20 protein-coding genes are annotated in these 22,001 nt (G+C 43.0%); 3 read left to right on the forward strand and 17 right to left on the reverse strand.

All coding sequences use genetic code 11. The features are described 5' to 3' along the window. Positions 1–10 precede the first annotated feature (10 nt). The 6 genes from mutM to pnpS form a co-directional block, all read right to left on the reverse strand. Positions 11–865: a DNA-formamidopyrimidine glycosylase gene (gene mutM, locus J2Z69_RS17560; RefSeq protein WP_209865717.1), complete on the reverse strand. Its 855-nt coding sequence runs from the start codon at positions 863–865 to the stop codon at positions 11–13. Positions 866–920: 55 nt separating this feature from the next. Continuing rightward, positions 921–3,590, reverse strand: a complete 2,670-nt coding sequence (polA, locus tag J2Z69_RS17565; protein WP_209865720.1) for a DNA polymerase I — start codon at positions 3,588–3,590, stop codon at positions 921–923. A gap of 333 nt (positions 3,591–3,923) precedes the next feature. Further along, complete coding sequence (phoU, locus tag J2Z69_RS17570) at positions 3,924–4,583, reverse strand: phosphate signaling complex protein PhoU (protein ID WP_209865722.1); 660 nt, start codon at positions 4,581–4,583, stop codon at positions 3,924–3,926. Between the two features lie 20 nt (positions 4,584–4,603). Beyond that, positions 4,604–5,359 carry a phosphate ABC transporter ATP-binding protein PstB gene (gene pstB, locus J2Z69_RS17575; protein ID WP_209865725.1) on the reverse strand — a complete coding sequence of 252 codons (756 nt, stop codon included), beginning with the start codon at positions 5,357–5,359 and terminating at the stop codon, positions 4,604–4,606. 104 nt (positions 5,360–5,463) lie between these two features. Then, complete coding sequence (locus J2Z69_RS17580; protein WP_209865728.1) at positions 5,464–6,195, reverse strand: response regulator transcription factor; 732 nt, start codon at positions 6,193–6,195, stop codon at positions 5,464–5,466. A 125-nt stretch (positions 6,196–6,320) separates the two neighbouring features. Then, the gene (pnpS, locus tag J2Z69_RS17585) at positions 6,321–8,105 is read right to left on the reverse strand and encodes a two-component system histidine kinase PnpS (protein ID WP_209865730.1); all 1,785 of its coding nucleotides are present in this window, start codon (positions 8,103–8,105) and stop codon (positions 6,321–6,323) included. A 132-nt stretch (positions 8,106–8,237) separates the two neighbouring features. On the opposite strand from pnpS, the gene yfbR reads away from it, so the two are divergent. Further along, on the forward strand, positions 8,238–8,846 hold the full coding sequence (yfbR, locus tag J2Z69_RS17590) for a 5'-deoxynucleotidase (protein ID WP_209865734.1): 609 nt from the start codon (positions 8,238–8,240) through the stop codon (positions 8,844–8,846). A gap of 91 nt (positions 8,847–8,937) precedes the next feature. Here yfbR and J2Z69_RS17595 read toward each other — a convergent pair whose 3' ends face one another. Both J2Z69_RS17595 and J2Z69_RS17600 read right to left on the reverse strand, forming a co-directional pair. Beyond that, a complete protein-coding gene (locus J2Z69_RS17595; protein WP_209865737.1) occupies positions 8,938–9,810 on the reverse strand; it encodes an SDR family oxidoreductase in 873 nt (290 codons plus the stop codon). Positions 9,811–9,915: 105 nt separating this feature from the next. Further along, positions 9,916–10,809 carry a glycosyltransferase family 2 protein gene (locus J2Z69_RS17600; RefSeq protein WP_209865740.1) on the reverse strand — a complete coding sequence of 298 codons (894 nt, stop codon included), beginning with the start codon at positions 10,807–10,809 and terminating at the stop codon, positions 9,916–9,918. Between the two features lie 149 nt (positions 10,810–10,958). Between J2Z69_RS17600 and J2Z69_RS17605 the strand changes: the two genes are divergently transcribed. Continuing rightward, positions 10,959–11,309, forward strand: coding sequence for a helix-turn-helix domain-containing protein (locus J2Z69_RS17605; RefSeq protein WP_209865742.1), 351 nt, complete (start codon positions 10,959–10,961; stop codon positions 11,307–11,309). Between the two features lie 244 nt (positions 11,310–11,553). Here J2Z69_RS17605 and J2Z69_RS17610 read toward each other — a convergent pair whose 3' ends face one another. The 4 genes from J2Z69_RS17610 to citZ all read right to left on the reverse strand — a co-directional run bounded on the left by J2Z69_RS17610 (position 11,554) and on the right by citZ (position 15,678). Next, positions 11,554–11,982 carry a hypothetical protein gene (locus tag J2Z69_RS17610; RefSeq protein ID WP_209865936.1) on the reverse strand — a complete coding sequence of 143 codons (429 nt, stop codon included), beginning with the start codon at positions 11,980–11,982 and terminating at the stop codon, positions 11,554–11,556. Between the two features lie 187 nt (positions 11,983–12,169). Continuing rightward, positions 12,170–13,111, reverse strand: coding sequence for a malate dehydrogenase (mdh, locus tag J2Z69_RS17615; RefSeq protein WP_209865745.1), 942 nt, complete (start codon positions 13,109–13,111; stop codon positions 12,170–12,172). A 15-nt stretch (positions 13,112–13,126) separates the two neighbouring features. Continuing rightward, entirely contained in the window at positions 13,127–14,422 is a 1,296-nt protein-coding gene (gene icd, locus J2Z69_RS17620) for an NADP-dependent isocitrate dehydrogenase (protein ID WP_209865747.1), read from the reverse strand. 143 nt (positions 14,423–14,565) lie between these two features. Beyond that, entirely contained in the window at positions 14,566–15,678 is a 1,113-nt protein-coding gene (gene citZ, locus J2Z69_RS17625; RefSeq protein WP_209865750.1) for a citrate synthase, read from the reverse strand. A 563-nt stretch (positions 15,679–16,241) separates the two neighbouring features. Here citZ and ytvI point away from each other — a divergent pair. Then, a complete protein-coding gene (ytvI, locus tag J2Z69_RS17630; RefSeq protein WP_209865753.1) occupies positions 16,242–17,372 on the forward strand; it encodes a sporulation integral membrane protein YtvI in 1,131 nt (376 codons plus the stop codon). A gap of 105 nt (positions 17,373–17,477) precedes the next feature. On the opposite strand, the gene J2Z69_RS17635 is transcribed toward ytvI, so the two are convergent. The 5 genes from J2Z69_RS17635 to accD all read right to left on the reverse strand — a co-directional run bounded on the left by J2Z69_RS17635 (position 17,478) and on the right by accD (position 21,931). Continuing rightward, complete coding sequence (locus tag J2Z69_RS17635; RefSeq protein WP_245339440.1) at positions 17,478–17,876, reverse strand: FxsA family protein; 399 nt, start codon at positions 17,874–17,876, stop codon at positions 17,478–17,480. 1 nt (position 17,877) lies between these two features. Further along, entirely contained in the window at positions 17,878–18,378 is a 501-nt protein-coding gene (locus J2Z69_RS17640; protein WP_209865756.1) for an acyl-CoA thioesterase, read from the reverse strand. A gap of 131 nt (positions 18,379–18,509) precedes the next feature. After that, positions 18,510–19,931: a pyruvate kinase gene (gene pyk / locus J2Z69_RS17645; protein WP_209865759.1), complete on the reverse strand. Its 1,422-nt coding sequence runs from the start codon at positions 19,929–19,931 to the stop codon at positions 18,510–18,512. Positions 19,932–20,029: 98 nt separating this feature from the next. Further along, positions 20,030–21,037 carry an acetyl-CoA carboxylase carboxyl transferase subunit alpha gene (accA, locus tag J2Z69_RS17650; RefSeq protein WP_209865764.1) on the reverse strand — a complete coding sequence of 336 codons (1,008 nt, stop codon included), beginning with the start codon at positions 21,035–21,037 and terminating at the stop codon, positions 20,030–20,032. Further along, positions 21,038–21,931, reverse strand: a complete 894-nt coding sequence (gene accD, locus J2Z69_RS17655) for an acetyl-CoA carboxylase, carboxyltransferase subunit beta (RefSeq protein ID WP_209865767.1) — start codon at positions 21,929–21,931, stop codon at positions 21,038–21,040. Positions 21,932–22,001 lie beyond the last annotated feature (70 nt).

Here is a 22,001-nt window from a genome sequence, read left to right on the forward strand (position 1 = left end):
CGTCACCTCATTATTGCTTCTTTTTTGCCACAGCAGCCACAAAGGGCTGACAGCTTGGACAATAGTGTGTGCCACGTCCACCTACGACGGACTTTTCTACAGGAGCTCCACAATTTACGCAGGGCTGAGCTTTACGCCCATAAATCTGCAGAGCATGTTGGAACATTCCCATTTCACCCTGTCCGTTCACATAGGATTTAATCGAAGATCCTCCAGCTTTCACTGCATCAGACAGAGTCTGAACAATGGCTGCATAGAGACGAGCCAGTTCTTGTCCACTAAGTTCACAAGCCACTTTCTCCGGATGAATGCCCGCCTTGAACAAGGCTTCATCCACATAAATATTCCCCAGCCCCACTACATATTCCTGATTCAGTAACGCCACTTTAATCTTCGTCTTGCGAGATCCAATGACTTCGGTGAATGCTTCTAATGAAAATCCATCATCTAAAGGTTCAAGCCCAAGCTTCATCAGTGGCTTCTGCGTAAGTTCCTCCCCAGGGTGGAATAAATGCATCGTGCCGAACTGGCGCACATCTTTGTAGCGAAGCTCTGTTCCATCTGTGAAATGGAATATGACATGCGTATGCTTCTCTATCGGCTCTTCACTTTCATAGACCCCGTAGCGCCCTTCCATCCGAAGATGAGAGACAAGGACCAATCCGTCCATAATAATCCTTAAAAATTTCCCTCGACGTCCTACATCTGTAATCGTATGCCCCTGTAACTCCAAGGCAAAATGCTCTATATCATCTGGTCGCTGAATAATTCTGGGTAGCGACACGGTTACGTTCTGAATGGTTTTGCCTGTAATCAGCTCACTCAATGTTCTTCTGACTGTTTCTACTTCCGGTAATTCCGGCATAATGACTTCACCTCAACCTCTATTATACCGGAAAATGTCCTGTTCCTCAGCACCTTTATTTGGCTTCGTACCAGTTCAGTCCTTCACTCACATCCGCTTTCAATGGAACGGATAACGGTAACGCTCTTTCCATCGTCTCAGGAACTAACTTTTTCATGATTTCAAGTTCATCTTCTGGCACTTCAAATACTAATTCATCGTGTACCTGCAATAACATTCGGCTCTTGAGCTTATGTTCTTTGAGGGCCTCATTCATCAGCACCATAGCAAGCTTAATAATATCTGCTGCGGTTCCTTGAATCGGTGTGTTCATCGCCGTGCGTTCCGCAAAGGAGCGAAGGTTAAAGTTAGAAGCATTGATCTCAGGCAAATACCGTCTACGCTCAAGAAGCGTAGTCACATAGCCATCTTGCTTGGCTTCCTTTACGATATCGACCATATATTTACGAACTCCTTGAAAGACCTCAAAATACTGGTCTATAAATTGAGCCGCCTCTTTACGAGTGATGTTCAAATTCTGCGATAATCCATAGTCACTAATTCCATACACAATTCCGAAGTTTACCGCCTTCGCTGAGCGCCGCATATCGGAGTCCACTTGATCGGCAGGTATGCCAAACACATCGCTAGCCGTCTTCGTATGAATATCCATATCGTTGATAAAAGCTTCTTTTAGACGTTCGTCATTTGAAATATGCGCCAGCACCCGCAGCTCAATCTGCGAATAGTCAGCCGCCAGGATGTGCCAACCTGATTCAGAAGGAACGAATACCTTACGAATCTTTCGGCCTTCTTCCATACGAATCGGGATATTCTGCAGGTTAGGGAACTGACTACTAAGGCGCCCCGTAGCCGCAATCGTCTGACGATAATACGTATGTACCCGGCCCGTTTGTGGACGAATTTCTTTGAGCAGACCCTCTACGTAAGTGGATTGAAGCTTCGCCAATTGACGATAAGAGAGAATAGACTGCACGATATCATGATAAGGTGCAAGCTTCTCCAGCACTTCCGCATCCGTGGAGTAGCCTGTCTTCGTCTTTTTCATCACAGGCAGTCCTAGCTTGTCGAACAATATCTCCCCTAATTGCTTAGGTGAATTAATATTGAATTCGGTTCCCGCCAACTCATAAATATGATGGACCAACTTGCTGATCTGACCTTCAAATTCTTTTCCTAACGCTTGAAGCGCATCCCGGTTCACTGCAATCCCTTGCTTCTCCATATCGGCTAGAATCCGTGAAAGGGGCATTTCTAGCTCATAAAAGAGATGATTCATCTCATTTCTAGCAAGTTCCTCTTCTTGAAGAGGTATTAGAAGCTGCGCCGCTGCGGCTTTGTACGCAAGATGCTGTCCTAGTACATCATCGGCAGGGATTTTGTACTTAGCGCCTTTACCAAAAATCTCATCATCTGGAGCCAAAAATGGCAATTCATATTTTGAAGCCAACCCACTTAAAGTCTGATTGCTCTCCGTCGGATCAAGTAGATAAGCTGCTAGCTGGATATCAAAAGCCGCCCCTTCAAAGGCAATATCATGCCAGTGAAGCACAAGATCCATCCGATGAAGATCGTACCCCTTCTTCGGCGACTTGGGATCAGCCAGCCACTGGCGTATTGGAGTTGCTGCTTCTGATTTTAATAACGCTAAGGGCACATAAAAGTGACGCTCTTCGCAAGACAAGGCAATACCAATTAGACTCGCTTGGTGAGGGTTCTCGCCATAGGTCTCTACATGAAGAACATCAATATCACTCAGAAGATCAAGCATCGCTGGTATCCCTGCTTCATCAAGTAACACCACATCAACTGGAGCTTGTGGCGGGCGAGACGTAGCTCCCTCTTCTACACTTGAGCCCGCATGCACAGCAAAATTCAAACGTTCAAGTAGGGATTTGAATTCCAACTTACGTAGCGCAGGAGCCGCCTTCTCTTCATCAATTCCAGAAAAAACCATATCTTCCCATGATGGCTCTACCGGAACCTCTCTAAAAATCGTAGCAAGCTGCTTACTCATACGCGCATCATCTGCATGATTAATCAGATTTTCCTTTTGTTTTCCCTTGAGCTCATCCGTACGACTCAGAACTTCCTCTACCGAACCGAATTGATGCAAGAGCTTAAGCGCCGTCTTCTCCCCGATGCCAGGCACACCTGGAATGTTATCCGAAGTATCGCCCATAAGCCCTTTCAAATCCACAATTTGTGCGGGTGTGAGACCATACCGCTCCTTAATTTCCGCAATTCCATAAGGTTCGAGTTCCGTTACCCCTTTACGGGTAAGTACAACTTTTACATTGTCCGAAGCCAGCTGCAGCATATCCTTGTCACCACTGACGACGAGAACCTGTCTATTTTGATCATCCGCCATTTTACTTACCGTACCAATAATATCATCCGCTTCGAACCCACTTAGCTCAAATTGCGCAATGTTAAGCCCTTTTAACAGTTCACGAAGCATAGGGAACTGCTCAGACAATTCTGGCGGCGTCTTCTCCCGTCCACCCTTGTAGTCTTTATAGCCTTCATGTCGGAAAGTTTCTTTACCTGCATCAAAGGCTACCATCATATGTGTAGGCTTCTCATCTTGAATTAATCTCAGAAGCATATTCGTAAAACCGTATACGGCGTTCGTATGCTGACCCTTCGTATTTGTCAAAGGCGGCATCGCAAAAAATGCCCGGTAGATAATACTGTTGCCGTCAATCAGAATCAATTTATCCATACTTGGCATCGTCCCTTCATACCTATCTTTACCTATAATAACACAAGCTTTATCGGTTTAAGAAATTGTAACGACAAGGTCAGTGAGAAGGTTAGCGGTCATAATTGAGCATATATTTAGGGATAGGAGATATATGTCCAACTCTCATTATTTGTGTAATTCATGTCTAATCTGTATAAGTTAGAGATTGTGTGCTCAAGTTTATTTATTTCCACATTAGCTCACCTTAACGCATAAGAGGATTCTCAATAGAATAAAAAGCTCAAGGGTACAAAAAAAGCTCAAGAGCATATCAGAAGGTCTGATATCCCTTAAGCTTATGTGTCGCGCAATCTAACTATTGAGATCTGGACGTTTGCCTGTCACCAAGTATACCGCACTCTCTCCAATGTTGGTCGCGTGATCAGCAATCCGTTCAATATACCGGCCAACAAGAATAAGCAACATTGCTTGTTGTACATTATCCGGATGCGCAATCATATAACTATGCAAATCGCGTGTAATTTGGCTGTAGAGATGATCGATTTCGTCGTCATCTTGGGCCATTTTGTAAGCTAGGTCTGTATTCTCATCTAAATAAGACTTCAGTGATTCGTCAATCATGATCCCCGCAAGTTCCGCCATACGTGGGATATCTACCAAAGGCTTGATTAGATCTTGACCTTCTAAGCGCAGCGTTACTTTTGCAATATCTAGAGACAAATCGCCCATTCGCTCCAGATCACTGGAAATTTTGAAGGCAACGATAATACGGCGCAAATCTTTAGCTACCGGTTGTTGAGTCACGATGAGACGTGATCCAATCTCCATGATCTGATCTTCCATTAAGTTAAGCTCAACATCACGTTTTACAATCACTTGGGCTTTCGCGATATTCTTCGTCTGGAGTGCTTCCACGGCTCCTTGAAGCGCCTCCTTAACATGATCTCCCATAGCATGAAGCAGATGACGAAGTTCATCTAAATTCTGGTCGAACTCTTTTCTTTGAATCATTAGGTTGCCTCCTTATGCCCTTAACCGAAGCGGCCGGATATATAATCTTCTGTTCTAGAATCCTGTGGTGTAGAGAACAACGTCTTGGTATCATCTGCTTCCACTACTTCACCATTTAAGAAAAAGACCGTTCTCCCCGAAATCCGGGCAGCTTGATGCATGTTATGCGTAACCATAACAATAGTATACTTGTCCTTCAGTTCTTGTACGAGTTCTTCGATCTTTAGCGTTGAGATCGGGTCGAGAGCTGAGGTTGCTTCATCCATCAACAAAATATCCGGTTGAACAGCTAACGCTCTTGCAATACATAGACGTTGCTGTTGTCCACCAGACAGACTTAATGCGGAACGCTTCAAGAAATTTTTCACTTCTTCCCAAAGTACAGATTGCTTCAGGCTTGTCTCTACAATATGATCTAGTTCTGCTTTATTGCGCACTCCATGGAGACGTGGTCCATAAGCTATATTGTCATAGATCGACTTAGGAAACGGGTTTGGCTGCTGGAAAACCATACCGACTTGCTTACGCAACGCTTCCACATGTACATCTTCACTATAAATATCCGTTCCACCAATCTGTACCTTACCTTCAATACGAGTTCCTGAAATCATATCATTCATCCGGTTCAGGGTCCGAAGTAGAGTGGATTTACCACAGCCGGAGGGACCAATGAACGCAGTAATGGCTTTCTCTGGAATATCCATAGATACATCTTTCAAAGCATGATAAGAACTGTAATACAAATTTAGTTTGTCAATATGAATGATCGGTTCCATGTCACTTCTCCTTCACTTTACACTCCAATTGATCTTAGCTTGATTATGTAAAGAGCAATAACCACAATTGTTAACGCAATGTAAAATCTAAAAGAAGCCCCATTTCAATTGAAATGAAGGGCACCTTTTTTCTTATTCACGACCAGTTTGTAACCCACGCCGCGAATGGAGTCAATATGTACAGATTGTGGATCTAGCTCCAGCTTTTTTCTAAGAGAACTTACATGTACATCCACAGTCCGCTGGCCACCGATGTAGTCAAATCCCCATACAGCATTCATTAGATCGTCTCTTGTCATGACAACGCCAGGTTTGCGCGCTAGATACAAGAGAACCTCGAATTCTTTTGGACGCAGGGAAATGGACTCTCCGCTAAGCGTTACCTCATATTTCTCTGGGAAAATTCGAAGTTCTCCTAGTGAAATCTGGGATTCGGGTTGAAGTGGAATCTTGTCTCGCTCATCTTGTCCAGTCGAACGCCGGAGAACCGCCGCTACACGTGCCAACAGTTCTGCCACGCCAAATGGCTTGGTGATATAATCATCTGCCCCTGACTTTAATCCTTGTACTACTTCTTCTTCTGCATTTTTGGCTGTGAGGATTACGATCGGCGTCTTCAGACCTTCACTACGCAGCTTCGACATAATCTCAAATCCATTCATTCCCGGAAGCATGAGATCGAGTAAGATCAGATCGAACTCAGAACGAAGTGCCGTCTCACACCCCACCTGACCATGTTCTTCTACGGTCACATCATAACCTTCATTAGATAAATTGTAAGAAAGAAGTCTGGATAAAGTGGGCTCATCTTCTATAACGAGTAATCGTTGTGCCATAACCGTTCGGTACCCCCATTTTCAAATACATATAGTTGCTGATGAATCTGATTGGATACTGTTCACAGCGCAAGCATACCATGACAGTGTTAACGTTGTGTAAAATAGATAAGTTTATCCCTGAACTAATTCAATTCGTGAAGTAGAGGTAAATCCAAGATAAAGGTCGTTCCTTGACCCGTCTTACTCTCCACGCGGACAGTTCCGTGATGCAGCTCAACAAGATGCTTCACAATCGACAGTCCCAATCCGGTTCCCCCTGAACTTCGTGAACGAGCCTTATCAACTCGATAGAAGCGCTCAAAGATTCGAGGTAGATCTTTCTTTGGAATGCCGATTCCAGTGTCACTTATGAGGAAGCGAATATTCTCATCTTCGCCTTCGCCCACCGTCTCTACGCTAACCTTGACTCTGCCTCCTTCAAGAGTATAACTTATCGCATTAGACAATAGATTCATAAAAATCTGACGCAGTCGATCCTCGTCTGCTTCCATGTATAGCTCATCCGGCACTTCCATCATAAGTACAATGGAATGGCTCTTCGCTGATGAAGCTAGTACTTCAAAGATACTAGCAAGTAGACTGCGCACATGCACGGGCTCATACTCCAAAGGAACACGTCTAGATTCAATCTTCGATAATTCCAAAATATCTCCAATCAAACGGTTCAACCGATCTCCCTCATCGTAGATGATCTGGAGGAATGAGCGTGCCACATCCTCATCCTTGACCCCACCACTAAGGAGCGTCTCCGCAAAACCTTTTACTGCCGCTATAGGGGTCTTTAGCTCATGCGACACATTGGCTACAAATTCACTTCGCATGACTTCAAGCTTACGAATCTCTGTTACATCTTGGAGCAAAAATAAAGTACCTCGGTAGCATCCATCATTCTCGAACATGGGCACACTATCGAAATGTAGGATCTTTTCTTCTGGATCATAGATTGTACGTTCTTCTCTTCGGTACTCTTTACTTGCAATACCTTCATCCATGAATTTCGTAAGTTCATAGCTTCGCTTGATATCATGGTACAACTTCCCAATGATATCCACATTTTTCATTCTAAGCATCCGCTCCGCTTCTAGATTCACAAGAGCAATCCGGTTATCCGTATCTACCATAACAATGCCACCCGTCATATTCGAAAGGACGCTTTGAAGTAGATCTTCGTTATCACGGATATGCTTCACTTGTTGCTGGAGACTGTCGGCCATGCCATTAATGGCTAGTCCCAACTGACCTATCTCATCTTTTCGCTCAAAATCAACTCGCGCGTCATAATCTAACTTGGAGATGCGGTGGGCGACTTTTGTAATTTGTTCTAGAGGACGAGTGAGACCCATAGCCACCCTGTAGCTCACAAGCGCAGCCAAGAGGAACAAGAGTACGAGTCCGCCAATCATAAGCGACCACCCTTTTTGCATCCCTTCTTGTACAGCAGCAAGGCTCATCGATAGTCGGACATATCCATCAAAACCATCTTTTGTCGTAATATGCTTAGCTACGTACAGCATGTTCTGATGAATCGTAGTGCTATAACGTATTGCCTGTCCTACAGAACCTGGGGCTGCAGCAGACTTAATCTCCTCGCGATCGAGATGGTTTTTCATTTTACGAGCATCACTCTCAGAATCACCCACTACGGTTCCATTCAGCAAAATAAACGTTACACGAGAATCGATCAAATGATCTAGGCGCTTTGCTGTATCCGTAAAGTACGCTATATCTCTCGATTTCGGAAGTGTTGTCGTATTCGACAACAAATTTATTTCCCGGGCCATATTTTCTTCTAAGGCCTGAATATGAGAACTTTTGAACACTTGAGCCATGGAGATTCCTGCGGCTAACATCGAAATGCCAACCAGGCTCATTAAAATTAAAGATAGGCGGGTCCGAAATGTCTTCATAGGTTCTGTATCTTCCTTTTTGATGAAGTTATTAAGCAAGTATTGTTGAAGAGCTGTTGATTAGTATTATAATAGCAAATGTGTTCGCAGTGTTATCATGTCTATTTTTTTGTTAAGAAGGAGTTGGAAGTCATGAGTTATCATTTCTCTGCATATATGTATCGTCTGCGCGCGATTCAGCGCTGGAGTCTAATGCGAAGTACTTCTTCTGAGAATGTGGCAGAACATTCCTTTCATGTGGCTATTCTTGCACATCTGCTCTGTGAAATAGGAAATCAAGTCTATGATAAGCAGTTGAATGCAGACCGAGCTGCTACACTTGCATTGTTCCATGATGCGACAGAAGTCTTCACAGGAGATATTCCTACCCCTGTCAAGCACCATAATCCCAAGTTGTTGTCGAGCTTTCGAGAGATGGAAGGTATTGCTGCCGAGCGACTAATCAGTATGATTCCTACGGAGCTTAAACATATCTATGCGCCCATTCTGCATCCCGAACCTGAACAGGATGTCGATTATGAGATTCGAACGTATGTCAAAGCCGCAGACAGCCTAGATGCTTACTTGAAATGCGCTTGGGAACTAGCCTCTGGCAATCGAGAGTTTGCAGCAGCTAAGCTCCAGTTACAATTAAAGCTAGAAAGCTTAAACATGCCTGAAATTCGCTATTTTCAAGAAAAATTTGTGCCAGGATTTGAATTAACGTTAGATGAATTATCAGGGGATCAGCCGGAATTGTAAGCATCTCAAACTAAAAAAACCTTGATGTCTTTTATGTTGCAGACATCAAGGAAATATCATGTTTCTTTCATTACTTCTTTTCATGTAGCTTTTATCCGTTGACAATTTCTCCCCCGTTAACATGGATTACCTGACCGCTAATGTAGGAAGCATCTGAAGAAGCAAGGAACACGTAAGTCCCTGCTAGTTCCTCCGGTTGACCGGGCCGCTGCATGGGGACGTCAGAACCAAAGGTACTTACTTTTTTCTCATCAAAAGTAGAAGGAATCAGAGGGGTCCATATGGGACCAGGAGCTACAGCATTTACGCGAATCCCCTTTTTTCCAGCCAAATTCATAGATAACGAACGGGTAAAGCTTACGATTGCTCCTTTGGTGGAGGAATAATCCAGTAAGGCTGGACTCCCTCTGTAGGCCGTTACAGAAGCCGTATTAATAATGGAGCTTCCCTTCTGCATATGTGGAATCGCTGCTTTGGACAAAAAGAACATCGCAAAGATATTTGTACGGAACGTCCGCTCCAGTTGTTCCTCGGTAATGTCTTCAATATTCTCCTGTGGATGCTGTTCTCCAGCGTTATTAATGAGAATATCTAGACCGCCCAACTGTTCTACAGTGTGTTCCACGGCTTTTTTGGCAAAGGATTCATCTCCAATGTCACCTGGAATCAAAAGAACTTTGGCACCGATCTGTTCGATTTCCTGCTTGGTTTTCTCAGCATCTTCATGTTCATTTAAATAGACAATGGCGACATCTGCGCCCTCTTTTGCATAAGCTATGGCTACGGCACGTCCGATCCCACTATCTCCTCCGGTAATGAGTGCTCTCTTCCCTGTAAGTTTGCCCGCGGCATGGTATGCTTCAGTACTATATACAGGAAGTGGATCCATCTGGTGCTCCACACCCGGGCGCTGAGATTGGTGTTGTGGGGGTAACGTTTGCTTTGGAGGTAGTTGCTCCGGCATGATTCATTCTCCTTCCCATTCGTAGAGTGATTATGCTTGTCATACTAATGAACATAATTACCACCTACTAGGGGATCCAAACCAGAGCCTGAGGCAAAAATATACTTAAAAATAAATATGATACCTTTCGAAAAACCATGTATCATCGAACTGCCGAGAGGCCAAGTACCTTTCCCGTTGTTCTAATACACCTTCTTCAAGAATCTGCGTCTCCCACATATGCACATCTTCAGGAGTAGAGATAGCATCTCGTGACTTGGCAAGTCGCTCTTCATTGAAATGCATGTAGGCCATTCGCAGTAAATGATAACCACTACAATCTTCAGGAGCTATGTATGGAAAAAGTGTTCTTTTCATCAGTTGAACATTTACGTCTGGAGCGATGCTACAACTAAACCCTAACAGTCTCATGCGCAAAGAGAATTCGGCAGCAATTGCAGGACCTTCCTTGAACCCTTCCTCAAAACCTTGGGCATTTTGGTAAGCAGATTGTCCGACAGCTATGCATTCCCATGGCATAATGGCGGCCGAAGCAGAGTCTAAAGATTCTAGAATCCATTCGGTTCTCATTTCAGGAAGGATAAGCTTTTGTCCATAGCCAATTCGACCTTGGGCATTATACAAAGATATGCTTGGACTAGTACAGTCCACTCGCCTCTCAAGAATAGGCTCCGCAAGTTGGTCCATCCAGTAATCGTTAAAGTACATATACGCAGAGCAGAAGATCAGTATCTCCCCCTTCGCTCGGGCTGCTCCAATATTACGAGCTTCAGCTGGACCAGCTCCCGCGGTCTTTACATAGTGGATAGGTGTAGGGAACTTGTAACCGAACAGAAATTCGCAACATGAATCTATAGATTGATCATCTACAATAATAACTTCAAAAGGCAATAACGTAAGGGAAACTTTCAAAGACTCAAGGGTAGTCAGCACATTTAATCCTTCATTTTTAATAGCAAAAATAATAGAGACCTTAGGTTGAATATGAGAATATAGCATTTTATCACCTCATTTGTTGGTAATATTATATATCGGTAGGAAACAGATTCCATATTAACCCAAATAAAACTCTAAGTAAATCCTAATACAACCTACAGCTTATTAAGTTTACCTCTCATTTTAACTACTTTTATACTAGGAGGGGTTATATGAACTATGATTCGCTCGGCAAGCGGCTTCGCCAGGAACGCCGGAAGATGCACTTAACCCAAGAAAAACTGGCAGAAAAGATCGATGTATCCGATGCATACATAGGACAAATTGAACGTGGTGAACGTAGCCTTTCCCTCGATACCCTCATTCGATTAGCGAATGAACTAGGTGTAACGATTGACTATTTACTACAAGATTCTGTTATGCTCCGTGAAGATCACTTTACAGAACAAGTCCGCCAGATCATGGCTGAACGATCCTTAAGGGAGAAACAAATGGTGCTGGATATGCTCAAAATTATGTTCACTCATTTAGATCATCTGCAAGAAGATTACGTCCTGACATGATCCTACAAAAGCCCCTCATCCTTCTTTGCTGAAGGCATAGGGGTTTTTGTATAAGTTTTTTCTCTAAAATAGGGCTCTTGCCCTGATATTGGATACGATTTTCAATTATTTATTTTTTTGAATATCACAACTTTTTTCTAGTTGTTTGGTCACATGAATAGCCCTAAGCGTCCTAGGTGAATACAATAAAAAAACTGTATTTCTCGCTAGTCTATCAGCAAGAAGTACAGTCTTTGGGTTAGATTTAAGCGAACAGATTAGGATATACCATCACAAATACGATCAGCAAGACAACAATCGCCAGAACCGTACTAAGGGTACGCACCTTATTGAAATGAGCTTGTACCTCTTTCTTTTGACGAATGCCTTCAATCGCCAGACGAAGCGGTTTGCCAATAATTCCGCTAAGCGCACCTGCGGCTACGAATAGGACAACAACGATGACCATCCAAGCTACAGGATACTCCTCTTTGCTCATCATATATCCGCCTGAGAGGAGCTGAATAACGAGACCATATTGACCAAAACGATTTGCTGTACGAACAGCAGTTACTGCACCTTCTTGTGCAGGAGTTGCTAGCTTAAATACGGGCCCGAGAACGAACGGAAGGATTAAATAAAACCCAAGCGCTAGTGAACCGAGAATGTGCAGGAACAATACAAATTGATACACGTTCAAAATAGTAGCCACCTTTCAATTATAGCTAGTTTAGAGTCATTCCAATCTATTATATCCAGTTTTTGAGATATTGAAAAGGAAACATTAGAAGTGTATGCAAGGGTTGTGGACAATCCGTGAACATAACAAAAGCCCATACATTCCGATTAGGAATAATATGGGCTTTGCTTAGATTTATGATTTAGCCTTGAACAACTTGGATTACCGCGCGAACCGAATCCGCAGACTGATCCAGCGCTGCCTTCTCATCCGAAGTTAGTTCCAGTTCAAAGATCTTCTCAATTCCGGACCCCCCAAGTATAGCAGGAACACCTAGGAAAAGATCTTGATAACCATATTCTCCTTCAAGGAGTGCAATGACCGGGATAATGCGTTTCTTGTCTTTCAGTATCGCTTCTGCCATCTGTACTAGAGAAGCTGCGGGTGCGTAGTACGCACTACCATTACCTAAAAGGTTAACGATTTCGCCTCCACCTACTCGTGTACGCTGTACAATGGACTCGATGCGATCTTTCGGGATGAGTGTATCGATAGGGATGCCTCCCACGCTCGAATACCGAACGAGAGGTACCATGTCATCACCATGCCCACCCAGAACAAATCCACGAACATCTTCAACAGATACATTCAGCTCTTGCGCGATGAATGTGCAGTAGCGCGCTGTATCCAGCACGCCAGATTGCCCAATCACACGGTTCTTCGGGAAATCAAGGGCTTGAAATGCAGCATAAGTCATAGCATCTACTGGATTACTTAAGATAATAACAATAGAATCTGGGCAATACTTCTTCACATTTTCACAGACGGAAGTGATAATACTGGCGTTCGTGCTTACTAGATCATCACGACTCATGCCCGGTTTGCGAGCAATTCCGGCCGTGATGATAACAATTTCGGAACCCGCTGCATCTTCATAATTGGACGTCCCTAGAATGTTACTATCAAATCCTTGCACTGGACTAGCTTCTAACAAATCCAGCGCCTTACCCTTTGTAGGGTTTTCTAATTGAGGAATATCAAGCAATACCACATCGCCTAGTTCTTTTTGCGCAAGCATAAGAGCGGTAGTTGCACCCGTAAATCCAGCACCAACAACAGTAATTTTTTTACGTTGAATTCCCACAGTTTTAGAAGCCTCCTACATGTTTTTGATCATTTGATTAGCGAACTCAGAACATTTCACTTCTGTAGCGCCATCCATCAGACGTGCAAAGTCGTAAGTGACTGTCTTATTATTAATGGAAGTCTCAAGGCCTTTATAGATTAGATCAGCGGCTTCTTGCCATCCTAAATGCTCAAGCAACATTACGCCAGAGAGAATAACAGAACCTGGGTTCACTACGTCAAGATCAGCATATTTAGGTGCTGTACCATGTGTAGCTTCGAAGATCGCATGCCCTGTCAAATAGTTAATGTTAGCTCCTGGAGCAATACCGATTCCCCCTACTTGTGCAGCTAGTGCATCGGATAGGTAGTCCCCGTTCAAGTTCAATGTAGCGATGACATCAAAGTCTGTAGGACGAGTCAATACTTGTTGAAGGGCAATGTCAGCGATCGCATCCTTCACCAAGATTTTGCCTGCATCCAATGCTTCTTTTTGTGCCGCATTTGCCGCATCTGCACCAGATTCTTCTTTGATTCTGTCATACTCCGACCATGTGAATACTTTGTCGCCGAATTCAGCTTCAGCCACTTCATAGCCCCAGTTCTTGAAAGCTCCTTCTGTAAATTTCATGATATTTCCTTTATGAACAAGCGTCAGGCTCTTACGTCCATGATCGATAGCATATTGAATAGCGGCACGAACTAGACGTTTGGAACCTTCTTCAGATACAGGCTTAATACCGATTCCAGATGTCTCTGGGAAACGGATTTTGTTCACACCCATTTCATTTTGAAGGAAAGCAAGCACTTTCTTCACTTCTTCTGTACCTTCTTGATACTCAATTCCTGCATAGATATCTTCGGTGTTTTCACGGAAAATAACCATATCTACTTGCTCAGGACGTTTCACTGGGGAAGGTACTCCATCAAAGTAGCGGACTGGGCGAAGACATACATACAAGTCTAACTCTTGACGAAGAGCTACATTCAGGGAACGAATACCTCCACCAATCGGTGTAGTTAGAGGTCCTTTAATTGCTACGATATATTCACGAATTGCAGTTAAGGTATCGTTAGGAAGCCATTCACCGTATGTATTGAATGCTTTCTCACCGGCAAATACTTCATACCAAGCAATTTTCTTTTCTCCGTTATAAGCCTTTTCTACAGCTGCATCCAATACACGCTTGGAAGCTTTCCAGATGTCACGGCCTGTTCCGTCACCTTCAATAAATGGAATGATTGGATTGTTCGGCACCTGCAAATTACCATTCTCAATTTTAATAACTTCGCCTTCAATAGGTAGTTCGTATTTGTCAAAATTCGGCATGTTGGGATATTCCTCCTCTTAGAAAATAAATAGATTGATGTTCAGTACATATTTGAAGAGGTGAAACTTGGATAAGTCCTTCCACCAAGATCCGCCTCTTCTGTATATTTTATCATAACTAAGGCAGACAAGTAGCTACCAAGTTATCTTTGTTCAATAGGGATATATTTCTGATTATATAGGCCTGTATATTCCGCACGAGGACGGATAATACGATTGTTATCTAATTGCTCGATAATATGAGCAGACCATCCAGACAGTCGGCTAATTGCAAAGATAGGCGTGAACAAATCACGTTCGATACCTAGTAAGGTGTACACAGAAGCCGAGTAGAAGTCTACATTAGGTTTCAGACCCTTTTGGCCGGTAACGATGGATTCGATCTTAACAGACATATCATACAGCGTAGAATTGCCCTTCAATTCGCTAAGCTGATTGGACATATGCTGTAGATGCTTCGCACGAGGATCTCCATTTTTATATACGCGATGTCCAAAACCCATGATTTTGTCTTTATTATCCAGCTTTTGCTGAATATAATCTTCCGTCTTATCTAATGTTCCAATCTCAGATAACATCTTCATTACGGCTTCGTTCGCACCACCATGAAGAGGTCCTTTGAGTGTTCCGATGGCTGAAGTTACACCTGAATAAATATCCGACAATGTAGCTACCGTTACACGTGCTGAGAATGTGGATGCATTAAGCTCATGATCTGCATGAAGAACAAGGGCTTGATCCAATGCTTTTACAGCTACAGGGTCTGGTTCTTCGCCTGAAATCATATAAAGGAAATTCGCGGCCAAGCTCAATCCCTTGCGAGGAGCAACCGGTTCCAGTCCTTTGCGAATACGATCGAACGCTGCAATTAGTGTAGGCAATTGAGCTTGAAGCTTAATCGCCTTATCTTGCGTAGATTCATGACTGATATCTTCAGCCGTCTCATCATAGAGTGCAAGTGCAGATACACCCGTACGCAAGGCTGCCATCGTATTGGTATCCTTCGGATAAAGACGAAGTTGATCGATCACTTCGGAAGGAATGGTAGCGTATTCACTAAATAATTGTTGTAAGTGATCCAGCTCACTCTGAGTTGGCAATGCGCCGTACCATAGCAAATATGCTACTTCTTCAAAACTAGCATGTTCAGCAAGGTCATCAATATTAATCCCTCGGTATGCTAATACCCCATCTTCGATAGAACTGATGGAAGAAGTCGCTGCAACAATGCCTTCTAGGCCCTTGGTAGCCGTCATCGTATATCTCTCCTTTGTGAACAAATAATCAATATTAACACAATGTAAACCGTTACAATTTAAAAGTCGATAAGAACAAGCTCATCAGGGAACTTAAAACTTAAGTTATATGTTACACCAGATGAAACCTTATTTCATCATACTGGATTTCAACTCACAAATAAACAGCTATTTAGATTAAATAAACATCAAATTGTTTTATCGGTCATATAAAGATAATCTTTGCTGTGTTGTGGTTCATTACGAGGGAGTCTGTGTACTTTTAACGCTTAGGTAATCAGCAAAAGCGATTCATAAGAATTATAATTTGGGAAAAGTAATGAAAAGCCCTTACCAAATAAATTTCCTGACTGATTTTTTTCTCATATATATCCAATTAATACTATTTTAAATACTAAATATATAATGTTGAAAATAGTTATAATATCGGATTTTAAAACTTGCACTACAGGTTTATCCATTTGCAATAAAGGGTAATTCTAAAGCATACTATTCTATAATAGAAGTAAGAATGGACAACCTACATAACACTTCCAAATCTAAACTTTAAAGGAGATAGCTTATTGGACAATCTCATTGTCAAAAGAATGTTACGCGGACTATGGGTACTTTGTATTATAGTCTTCATTTTCCTCGCTGTGTATTGGCTATTCCCACTTATTTATCCCTTTCTCATTGCTTGGGTCATTGCCTATGCCATGAATCCATTCGTCGGCATGCTTCAACGGAAAGCCCATTTACCAAAGTGGCTAGCGGTCACTCTAAGTATCTTGCTCTTCTTCGGTGGAACAGCGCTCGTTCTATCTGCAGTAGTTACTCGTCTTGTTAAGGAAATTATTAAATTAACGGAATCCTTTGATTTACACATTGAGGAGTGGAAGGGCTTCTTCATGAACTGGGCCCAAAGCGATGGGATTCAAAATGTCATTGGTGAGATTAATAATTTCATTCAGAACAATCCGGATTATCAAAGTACAATTACTCAAAATATTAATAAGACAACCGAGACTATCAGTACCGTAGTTACCCGCTTTGTTACTGGATTTCTAAACGGCGTAGTTAGCCTGCTTACTTCATTACCAAATCTCGGAGTCATTTTAATCGTGGTCATTTTGGCTACGTTCTTCATCAGCAAAGGTTGGGATCGGCACGTTCGAACATTTACAGGGTGGATGCCTGTTCCTTTGCGAAAAACAATTAGTGATGTATGGGGTGACCTCCAAAAGGCTCTATTCGGCTATTTACGAGCTCAATTCATCATGATCTCCATTACAGCGGTCATCGTATTTATAGGACTTTTAATCCTAGGAGTCGATTCTGCTTTTGCTTTGGCTATCCTCATTGGGTTTGTTGATCTGCTACCTTATCTAGGGGTGGGTACCATCATGGTACCTTGGCTCATTTATACCTATATGTCAGGAGATATTCGGCTGGGTATTGGTCTATCGATTGTCTATGGGATTATACTCATTGCACGCCAGGTCATAGAGCCCAAGGTGCTTGCTAGCAGTGTTGGCCTAGACCCGCTACCTACACTGATAGGAATGTTCGTAGGACTGAAATTGTTCGGTGTGGTAGGTCTTATTATTGGTCCCGTATCCTTCGTTGTCATCTCCGCTATTAATCGGGCGAATGTGTTCCGTGATCTGAGACAATATATTGTGCATGGCAAACAGAATAGCATACCTAAATAACAAAATTAAAAGAAGCTTCCATAACCCCTCTCAATTAGAGGATCTGGAAGCTTTTTTAATACTTTCATCCTATTTTAATCTGAATATTAACAGTGTATCTTCATATTAACGGCGGAACGTAATGGTTCCGTCTTTTATTTTTTTGCTAACCCAACGCAGCAAGAACAGTCGATAGACGGGTCTCGTCAAAGGAAAAACTAAGGTAAACCCAATAAGATCAGTAAAAAAGCCCGGGATAATGAGCAGAATTCCCCCTATGAACACACACATCCCATCTAAGACCGTGCGTCCTGGAACTTGCCTGCTATTCACTTGCTCTTTAACGGATTCTAGAACTTTGCGGCCTTCGAACTGCATCATTAATCCACCAATAACAGAGGTTGCCAAAGTTAAGAAAATGGTCTTCCCTACACCTAACCGTTCCCCGACCTCTACGTAAGCCCAGAACTCTATGATTGGAACAACAATAATCAGTAAAATCATCCATTTCCGTATCTTAAACATTCTATGATGGCTCCTTCTGTGTAAGCAGTATTTCCTTAAGAGCATTGTACAGTTTTGGCAGCTTTTTATCCAGCCTACTGGGCTTCCAATCCCTCCCGATCCAGACATGCTGAGTAGTACCCGTAACTAACAGTTCACCAAGTAAGCTACCTTCTTCTATCTCCCAATTAGTGGGAGAATGTTGGACACGTCTAATCTCATATTCATAATGAATTCGTAGAGGAGTAAAAGCTGTCACTTTAGTGAAAATCATAATCTCATCATCATACCGAGCAGGTTGTCTGAACTTCATCTGTACATCGATTACTGGCAGCAGTACTCCTGCTTCTTCCATATCTCGATAATTGAAACCCATTTCGCGGATCATCTCCGTACGACCAATCTCGAACCAATTCAAATAATTGGCATGATAGACCACGGACATCTGGTCACTTTCTTGATAACGCACTCTTAAAGATGTGGTGAACCATTTGCTTGGACGATGTTCTGAAGGTGCACTCATGATGAATTAACTCCTCTCTTAATTATGAATTATCTATATAAAAAGTAACGCTTTGATATAGCAAAAAAGCAATGGTCCCCCGCTGCCGGATGCACCATTGCTTTAGTTCACTGTTGTAAGTCTAGAATTGATTAATGACCCACTTGGCTGATCTTAATCAAGTTAGTTGAACCGGAACGTCCAAGAGGAACACCCGCTGTAATGACAACAAGATCGCCTTCTTTTACAAGACCGGACTGAATTCCACCACTCATTGCATGATCGAACAGTTCATCGGTAGTCGATGCTTGGTTTCCTTTAACAGGAGTAACGCCCCAAGCCAATGCTAGACGACGCATCGTTTGATCTACAGTTGTTACTGCGATGATCGGAGATTTCGGACGGTATTTGGATACCATACGTGCCGTATAACCTGTCTCCGTAGATGTAATGATAGCTTTAGCGTTCAGATCCAATGCAGAGTTCGCAACAGCCTGACTGATCGCTTCAGTAACTGTCGTTTGCTGTGCATGACTTTGTTTTTCGAAGATTTCACGATATTTAAGGGCAGATTCCGCTTTTTCGGCAATACGAGACATAGTAAGCACGGATTCTACAGGATATTTACCCGCAGCAGTCTCGCCAGACAACATGATAGCATCCGTTCCATCAAAGATGGCGTTCGCTACGTCACTTGCTTCCGCACGAGTAGGTCTAGGGTTGCGTTGCATGGAATCCAACATTTGCGTTGCCGTAATTACCGGTTTCCCTACGCGATTCCCTTTTTCAATCATTATTTTTTGCACCAATGGTACATCTTCAGCAGGAATTTCAACGCCGAGGTCCCCACGCGCAACCATCAGACCATCTGAAACTTCCAATATAGCATCCAAGTTATCCACACCTTGTTGGTTCTCAATCTTGGAGATGATTTGAATGTAAGTCGCATTATGTTTCTCAAGCAATTCACGAATTTCCAGAACATCACTCGCTTTACGTACAAACGAAGCTGCGATGAAATCGACACCTTGTTCAATACCAAAGATGATATCGTTAGCGTCTTTTTCTGTAATCCCTGGAAGTGAAATATTCACGCCTGGAACGTTAACGCCTTTTTTACTCTTAATCGTACCACCGTTTACAATACGGCATTTAATCTCTGTGCCTTGAACTTCAATTACAGTCAGACCGATCAGACCGTCGTCAATAAGGATCGTGGAACCTGGTTCAACATCACTAGGAAGATCCTGATAAGTGATAGAGATACGGTCCTTATCACCTAGAATCTCTTCGGTAGTCAAAGTAACGAAATCATCTTGTTCTAGTTCGATAGGTTCAACTTTGAGTTTACCTGTACGAATCTCAGGACCTTTGGTGTCAAGCAAGATAGCTACTGATTTACCAAGTTCTTCACTGGCTTGACGAATATTTTTAATCCGATTACCGTGCTCTTCAAAATCACCATGGGAGAAGTTGAGACGAGCGACATTCATACCTGCTAGAATGAGTTTTTTTGTGTTCTCTAAAGACTCACTAGAAGGACCGATCGTACATACAATTTTCGTTTTGCGCATTTGGGTTTCCTCCGTTTTGGTAGTTCTCTCTGTATTTTCTTTTTCCAACAATTAAATCTACTACATATTTTATGATTTGTATAGGAACTTTGTTATATTCAATCATTGCCCTGATGAGCACTATCTATAATAGGAGCAGATTCGCTTTTATTAATCGTACCAAATTTTCCTATCTTACGGAATTTCTGATAGCGGTCTTCTCTGAGCTCTTCAGCTGAGTAGGAAGACAACTGTTCGAGATGGAGAAGTAGCTTTTCTTTGATGCTTACTGCAGTTTGTTCATAATCTTTGTGGGCTCCGCCTTTAGGTTCAACAATGATGTCTTCGATGACTTCCATTTCTAGCATGTCCTGAGCGGTAATCTTCATGGCTTCCGCCGCTTGATCAGCTCTGGTCGCATCTTTCCACAGTATCGATGCTGCACCATTCGGCGAAATAACAGAATAAATCGCATTCTCGAGCATCAGTACTCGATTTCCTACACCAAGTCCCAATGCCCCGCCACTTCCGCCTTCCCCAATCACAATACAAACCACAGGCACACGAAGGGAAGCCATCTCCCTCAAATTTCGGGCGATCGCTTCAGATTGCCCTCTCTCCTCGGCAGTTATACCCGGATAGGCACCTTTTGTATCGATAAAGGTAATAATCGGTCGGCCAAACTTCTCCGCTTGCTGCATGAGACGGAGACCTTTACGGAATCCCTCTGGATGCGGGCTACCAAAGAAACGAGCAATGTTATCTTTGGTGTCCTTACCTCGCTGCTGACCTAACACCGTAACCGGCGTACCATCTAACTTAGCAATCCCTCCTACAATCGCGAGGTCATCACCAAATATACGATCTCCATGGAGTTCGATGAAGTCCGTAAAGATGAGCTGAATTAAATCCAGCGAAGTCGGCCGCTGATGATTACGAGCCAGATGCATCTTCTGCGAAGGGGAGATGGTACTATAGATCTCCTCTTCCATTTGGTGATACCTGAGCTCAAGGCGTTCGATCTCATCACTGAAGTCAATGCCTTTTTCTTCACCAAATTGCTTCAATTCATCAATCTTCTTACGCATTTCTAGAAGAGGTGTTTCAAAGGGCATTTCTCCTGCCACTCAGACTCCTCCTTTCACAGTGTGCAGATCAAGCAGCTTATGCAAGGTACTCTTCAGTTCCTTACGATGGACGACCATATCCAGCTGTCCGTGCTGCAAATTAAATTCTGATGTCTGAAAATCATCTGGAAGTTTCTGACGAATGGTCTGTTCAATGACAATCCGGCCTGCAAACCCAAATACTGCCCCAGGTTCAGCAATAATAATGTCGCCTAACATGGCAAAACTTGCTGAAACTCCACCTGTTGTTGGATCCGTGATTACTGAAATATACAAACCGCCCGCCTCATCCAAGCGAGATAGCGCTGCACTCGTCTTCGCCATTTGCATCAAACTTAGTATACTCTCCTGCATTCTGGCTCCACCCGAAGTGGAGAAAATAATAAGCGGAAGTCTGCTTTCTGTCGCTGCTTCAATAGCACGGGTAATTTTCTCCCCAACAACAGAACCCATACTTCCGGTGAAAAAGTCAAAACTCATAACTGCTACAATAACGGGTAATTCACTAATTGTGCCCTGACCTGTAATAACGGCTTCGCGAAGACCCGATTTTAATTTCTGTTGCTCAAGCTTCGAAGCATACCCCGGAAACTGCAGGGGGTCTTCCGATATAAGATCCTCATCATATTCCGTAAAGCTTCCTTCATCCAATATGTAACGAATACGCTCCATGGCATTCAACCGCATATGGTATCCGCAAGACGGACAGACTTTAAGATTTTTGTCCAATTCCTTACTGTACTGAATGGTGCCGCAACTGCTGCACTTGTTCATAAGTCCTTCTGGAATCTCCCGACGAGGCCGTTCACCTTGACCGGCCATATCTTCGCGACCCAATCGTTCCGATGGAATGGTCGCATATTTTCTCTTTTTCTGGAACAAGTCTTTAAACACAACTACACCTCTCCAGCCGTGAATTTGCTTGATTCATTATTGCATAGGATTACAATCTATAGCTCATATT

This window comes from Paenibacillus shirakamiensis (genome assembly GCF_017874255.1).
Lineage (GTDB): Bacteria > Bacillota > Bacilli > Paenibacillales > Paenibacillaceae > Fontibacillus > Fontibacillus shirakamiensis.

What these genes read in the sequence shown, in the direction of transcription:
- mutM (WP_209865717.1), bottom strand. Translation starts at nt 865, where the DNA reads ATGCCGGAATTACCGGAAGTAGAAACAGTCAGAAGAACATTGAGTGAG.
- polA (WP_209865720.1), bottom strand. Translation starts at nt 3,590, where the DNA reads ATGGATAAATTGATTCTGATTGACGGCAACAGTATTATCTACCGGGCA.
- phoU (WP_209865722.1), bottom strand. Translation starts at nt 4,583, where the DNA reads ATGATTCAAAGAAAAGAGTTCGACCAGAATTTAGATGAACTTCGTCAT.
- pstB (WP_209865725.1), bottom strand. Translation starts at nt 5,359, where the DNA reads ATGGAACCGATCATTCATATTGACAAACTAAATTTGTATTACAGTTCT.
- J2Z69_RS17580 (WP_209865728.1), bottom strand. Translation starts at nt 6,195, where the DNA reads ATGGCACAACGATTACTCGTTATAGAAGATGAGCCCACTTTATCCAGA.
- pnpS (WP_209865730.1), bottom strand. Translation starts at nt 8,105, where the DNA reads ATGAAGACATTTCGGACCCGCCTATCTTTAATTTTAATGAGCCTGGTT.
- yfbR (WP_209865734.1), top strand. Translation starts at nt 8,238, where the DNA reads ATGAGTTATCATTTCTCTGCATATATGTATCGTCTGCGCGCGATTCAG.
- J2Z69_RS17595 (WP_209865737.1), bottom strand. Translation starts at nt 9,810, where the DNA reads ATGCCGGAGCAACTACCTCCAAAGCAAACGTTACCCCCACAACACCAA.
- J2Z69_RS17600 (WP_209865740.1), bottom strand. Translation starts at nt 10,809, where the DNA reads ATGCTATATTCTCATATTCAACCTAAGGTCTCTATTATTTTTGCTATT.
- J2Z69_RS17605 (WP_209865742.1), top strand. Translation starts at nt 10,959, where the DNA reads ATGAACTATGATTCGCTCGGCAAGCGGCTTCGCCAGGAACGCCGGAAG.
- icd (WP_209865747.1), bottom strand. Translation starts at nt 14,422, where the DNA reads ATGCCGAATTTTGACAAATACGAACTACCTATTGAAGGCGAAGTTATT.
- citZ (WP_209865750.1), bottom strand. Translation starts at nt 15,678, where the DNA reads ATGACGGCTACCAAGGGCCTAGAAGGCATTGTTGCAGCGACTTCTTCC.
- J2Z69_RS17635 (WP_245339440.1), bottom strand. Translation starts at nt 17,876, where the DNA reads ATGTTTAAGATACGGAAATGGATGATTTTACTGATTATTGTTGTTCCA.
- J2Z69_RS17640 (WP_209865756.1), bottom strand. Translation starts at nt 18,378, where the DNA reads ATGAGTGCACCTTCAGAACATCGTCCAAGCAAATGGTTCACCACATCT.
- pyk (WP_209865759.1), bottom strand. Translation starts at nt 19,931, where the DNA reads ATGCGCAAAACGAAAATTGTATGTACGATCGGTCCTTCTAGTGAGTCT.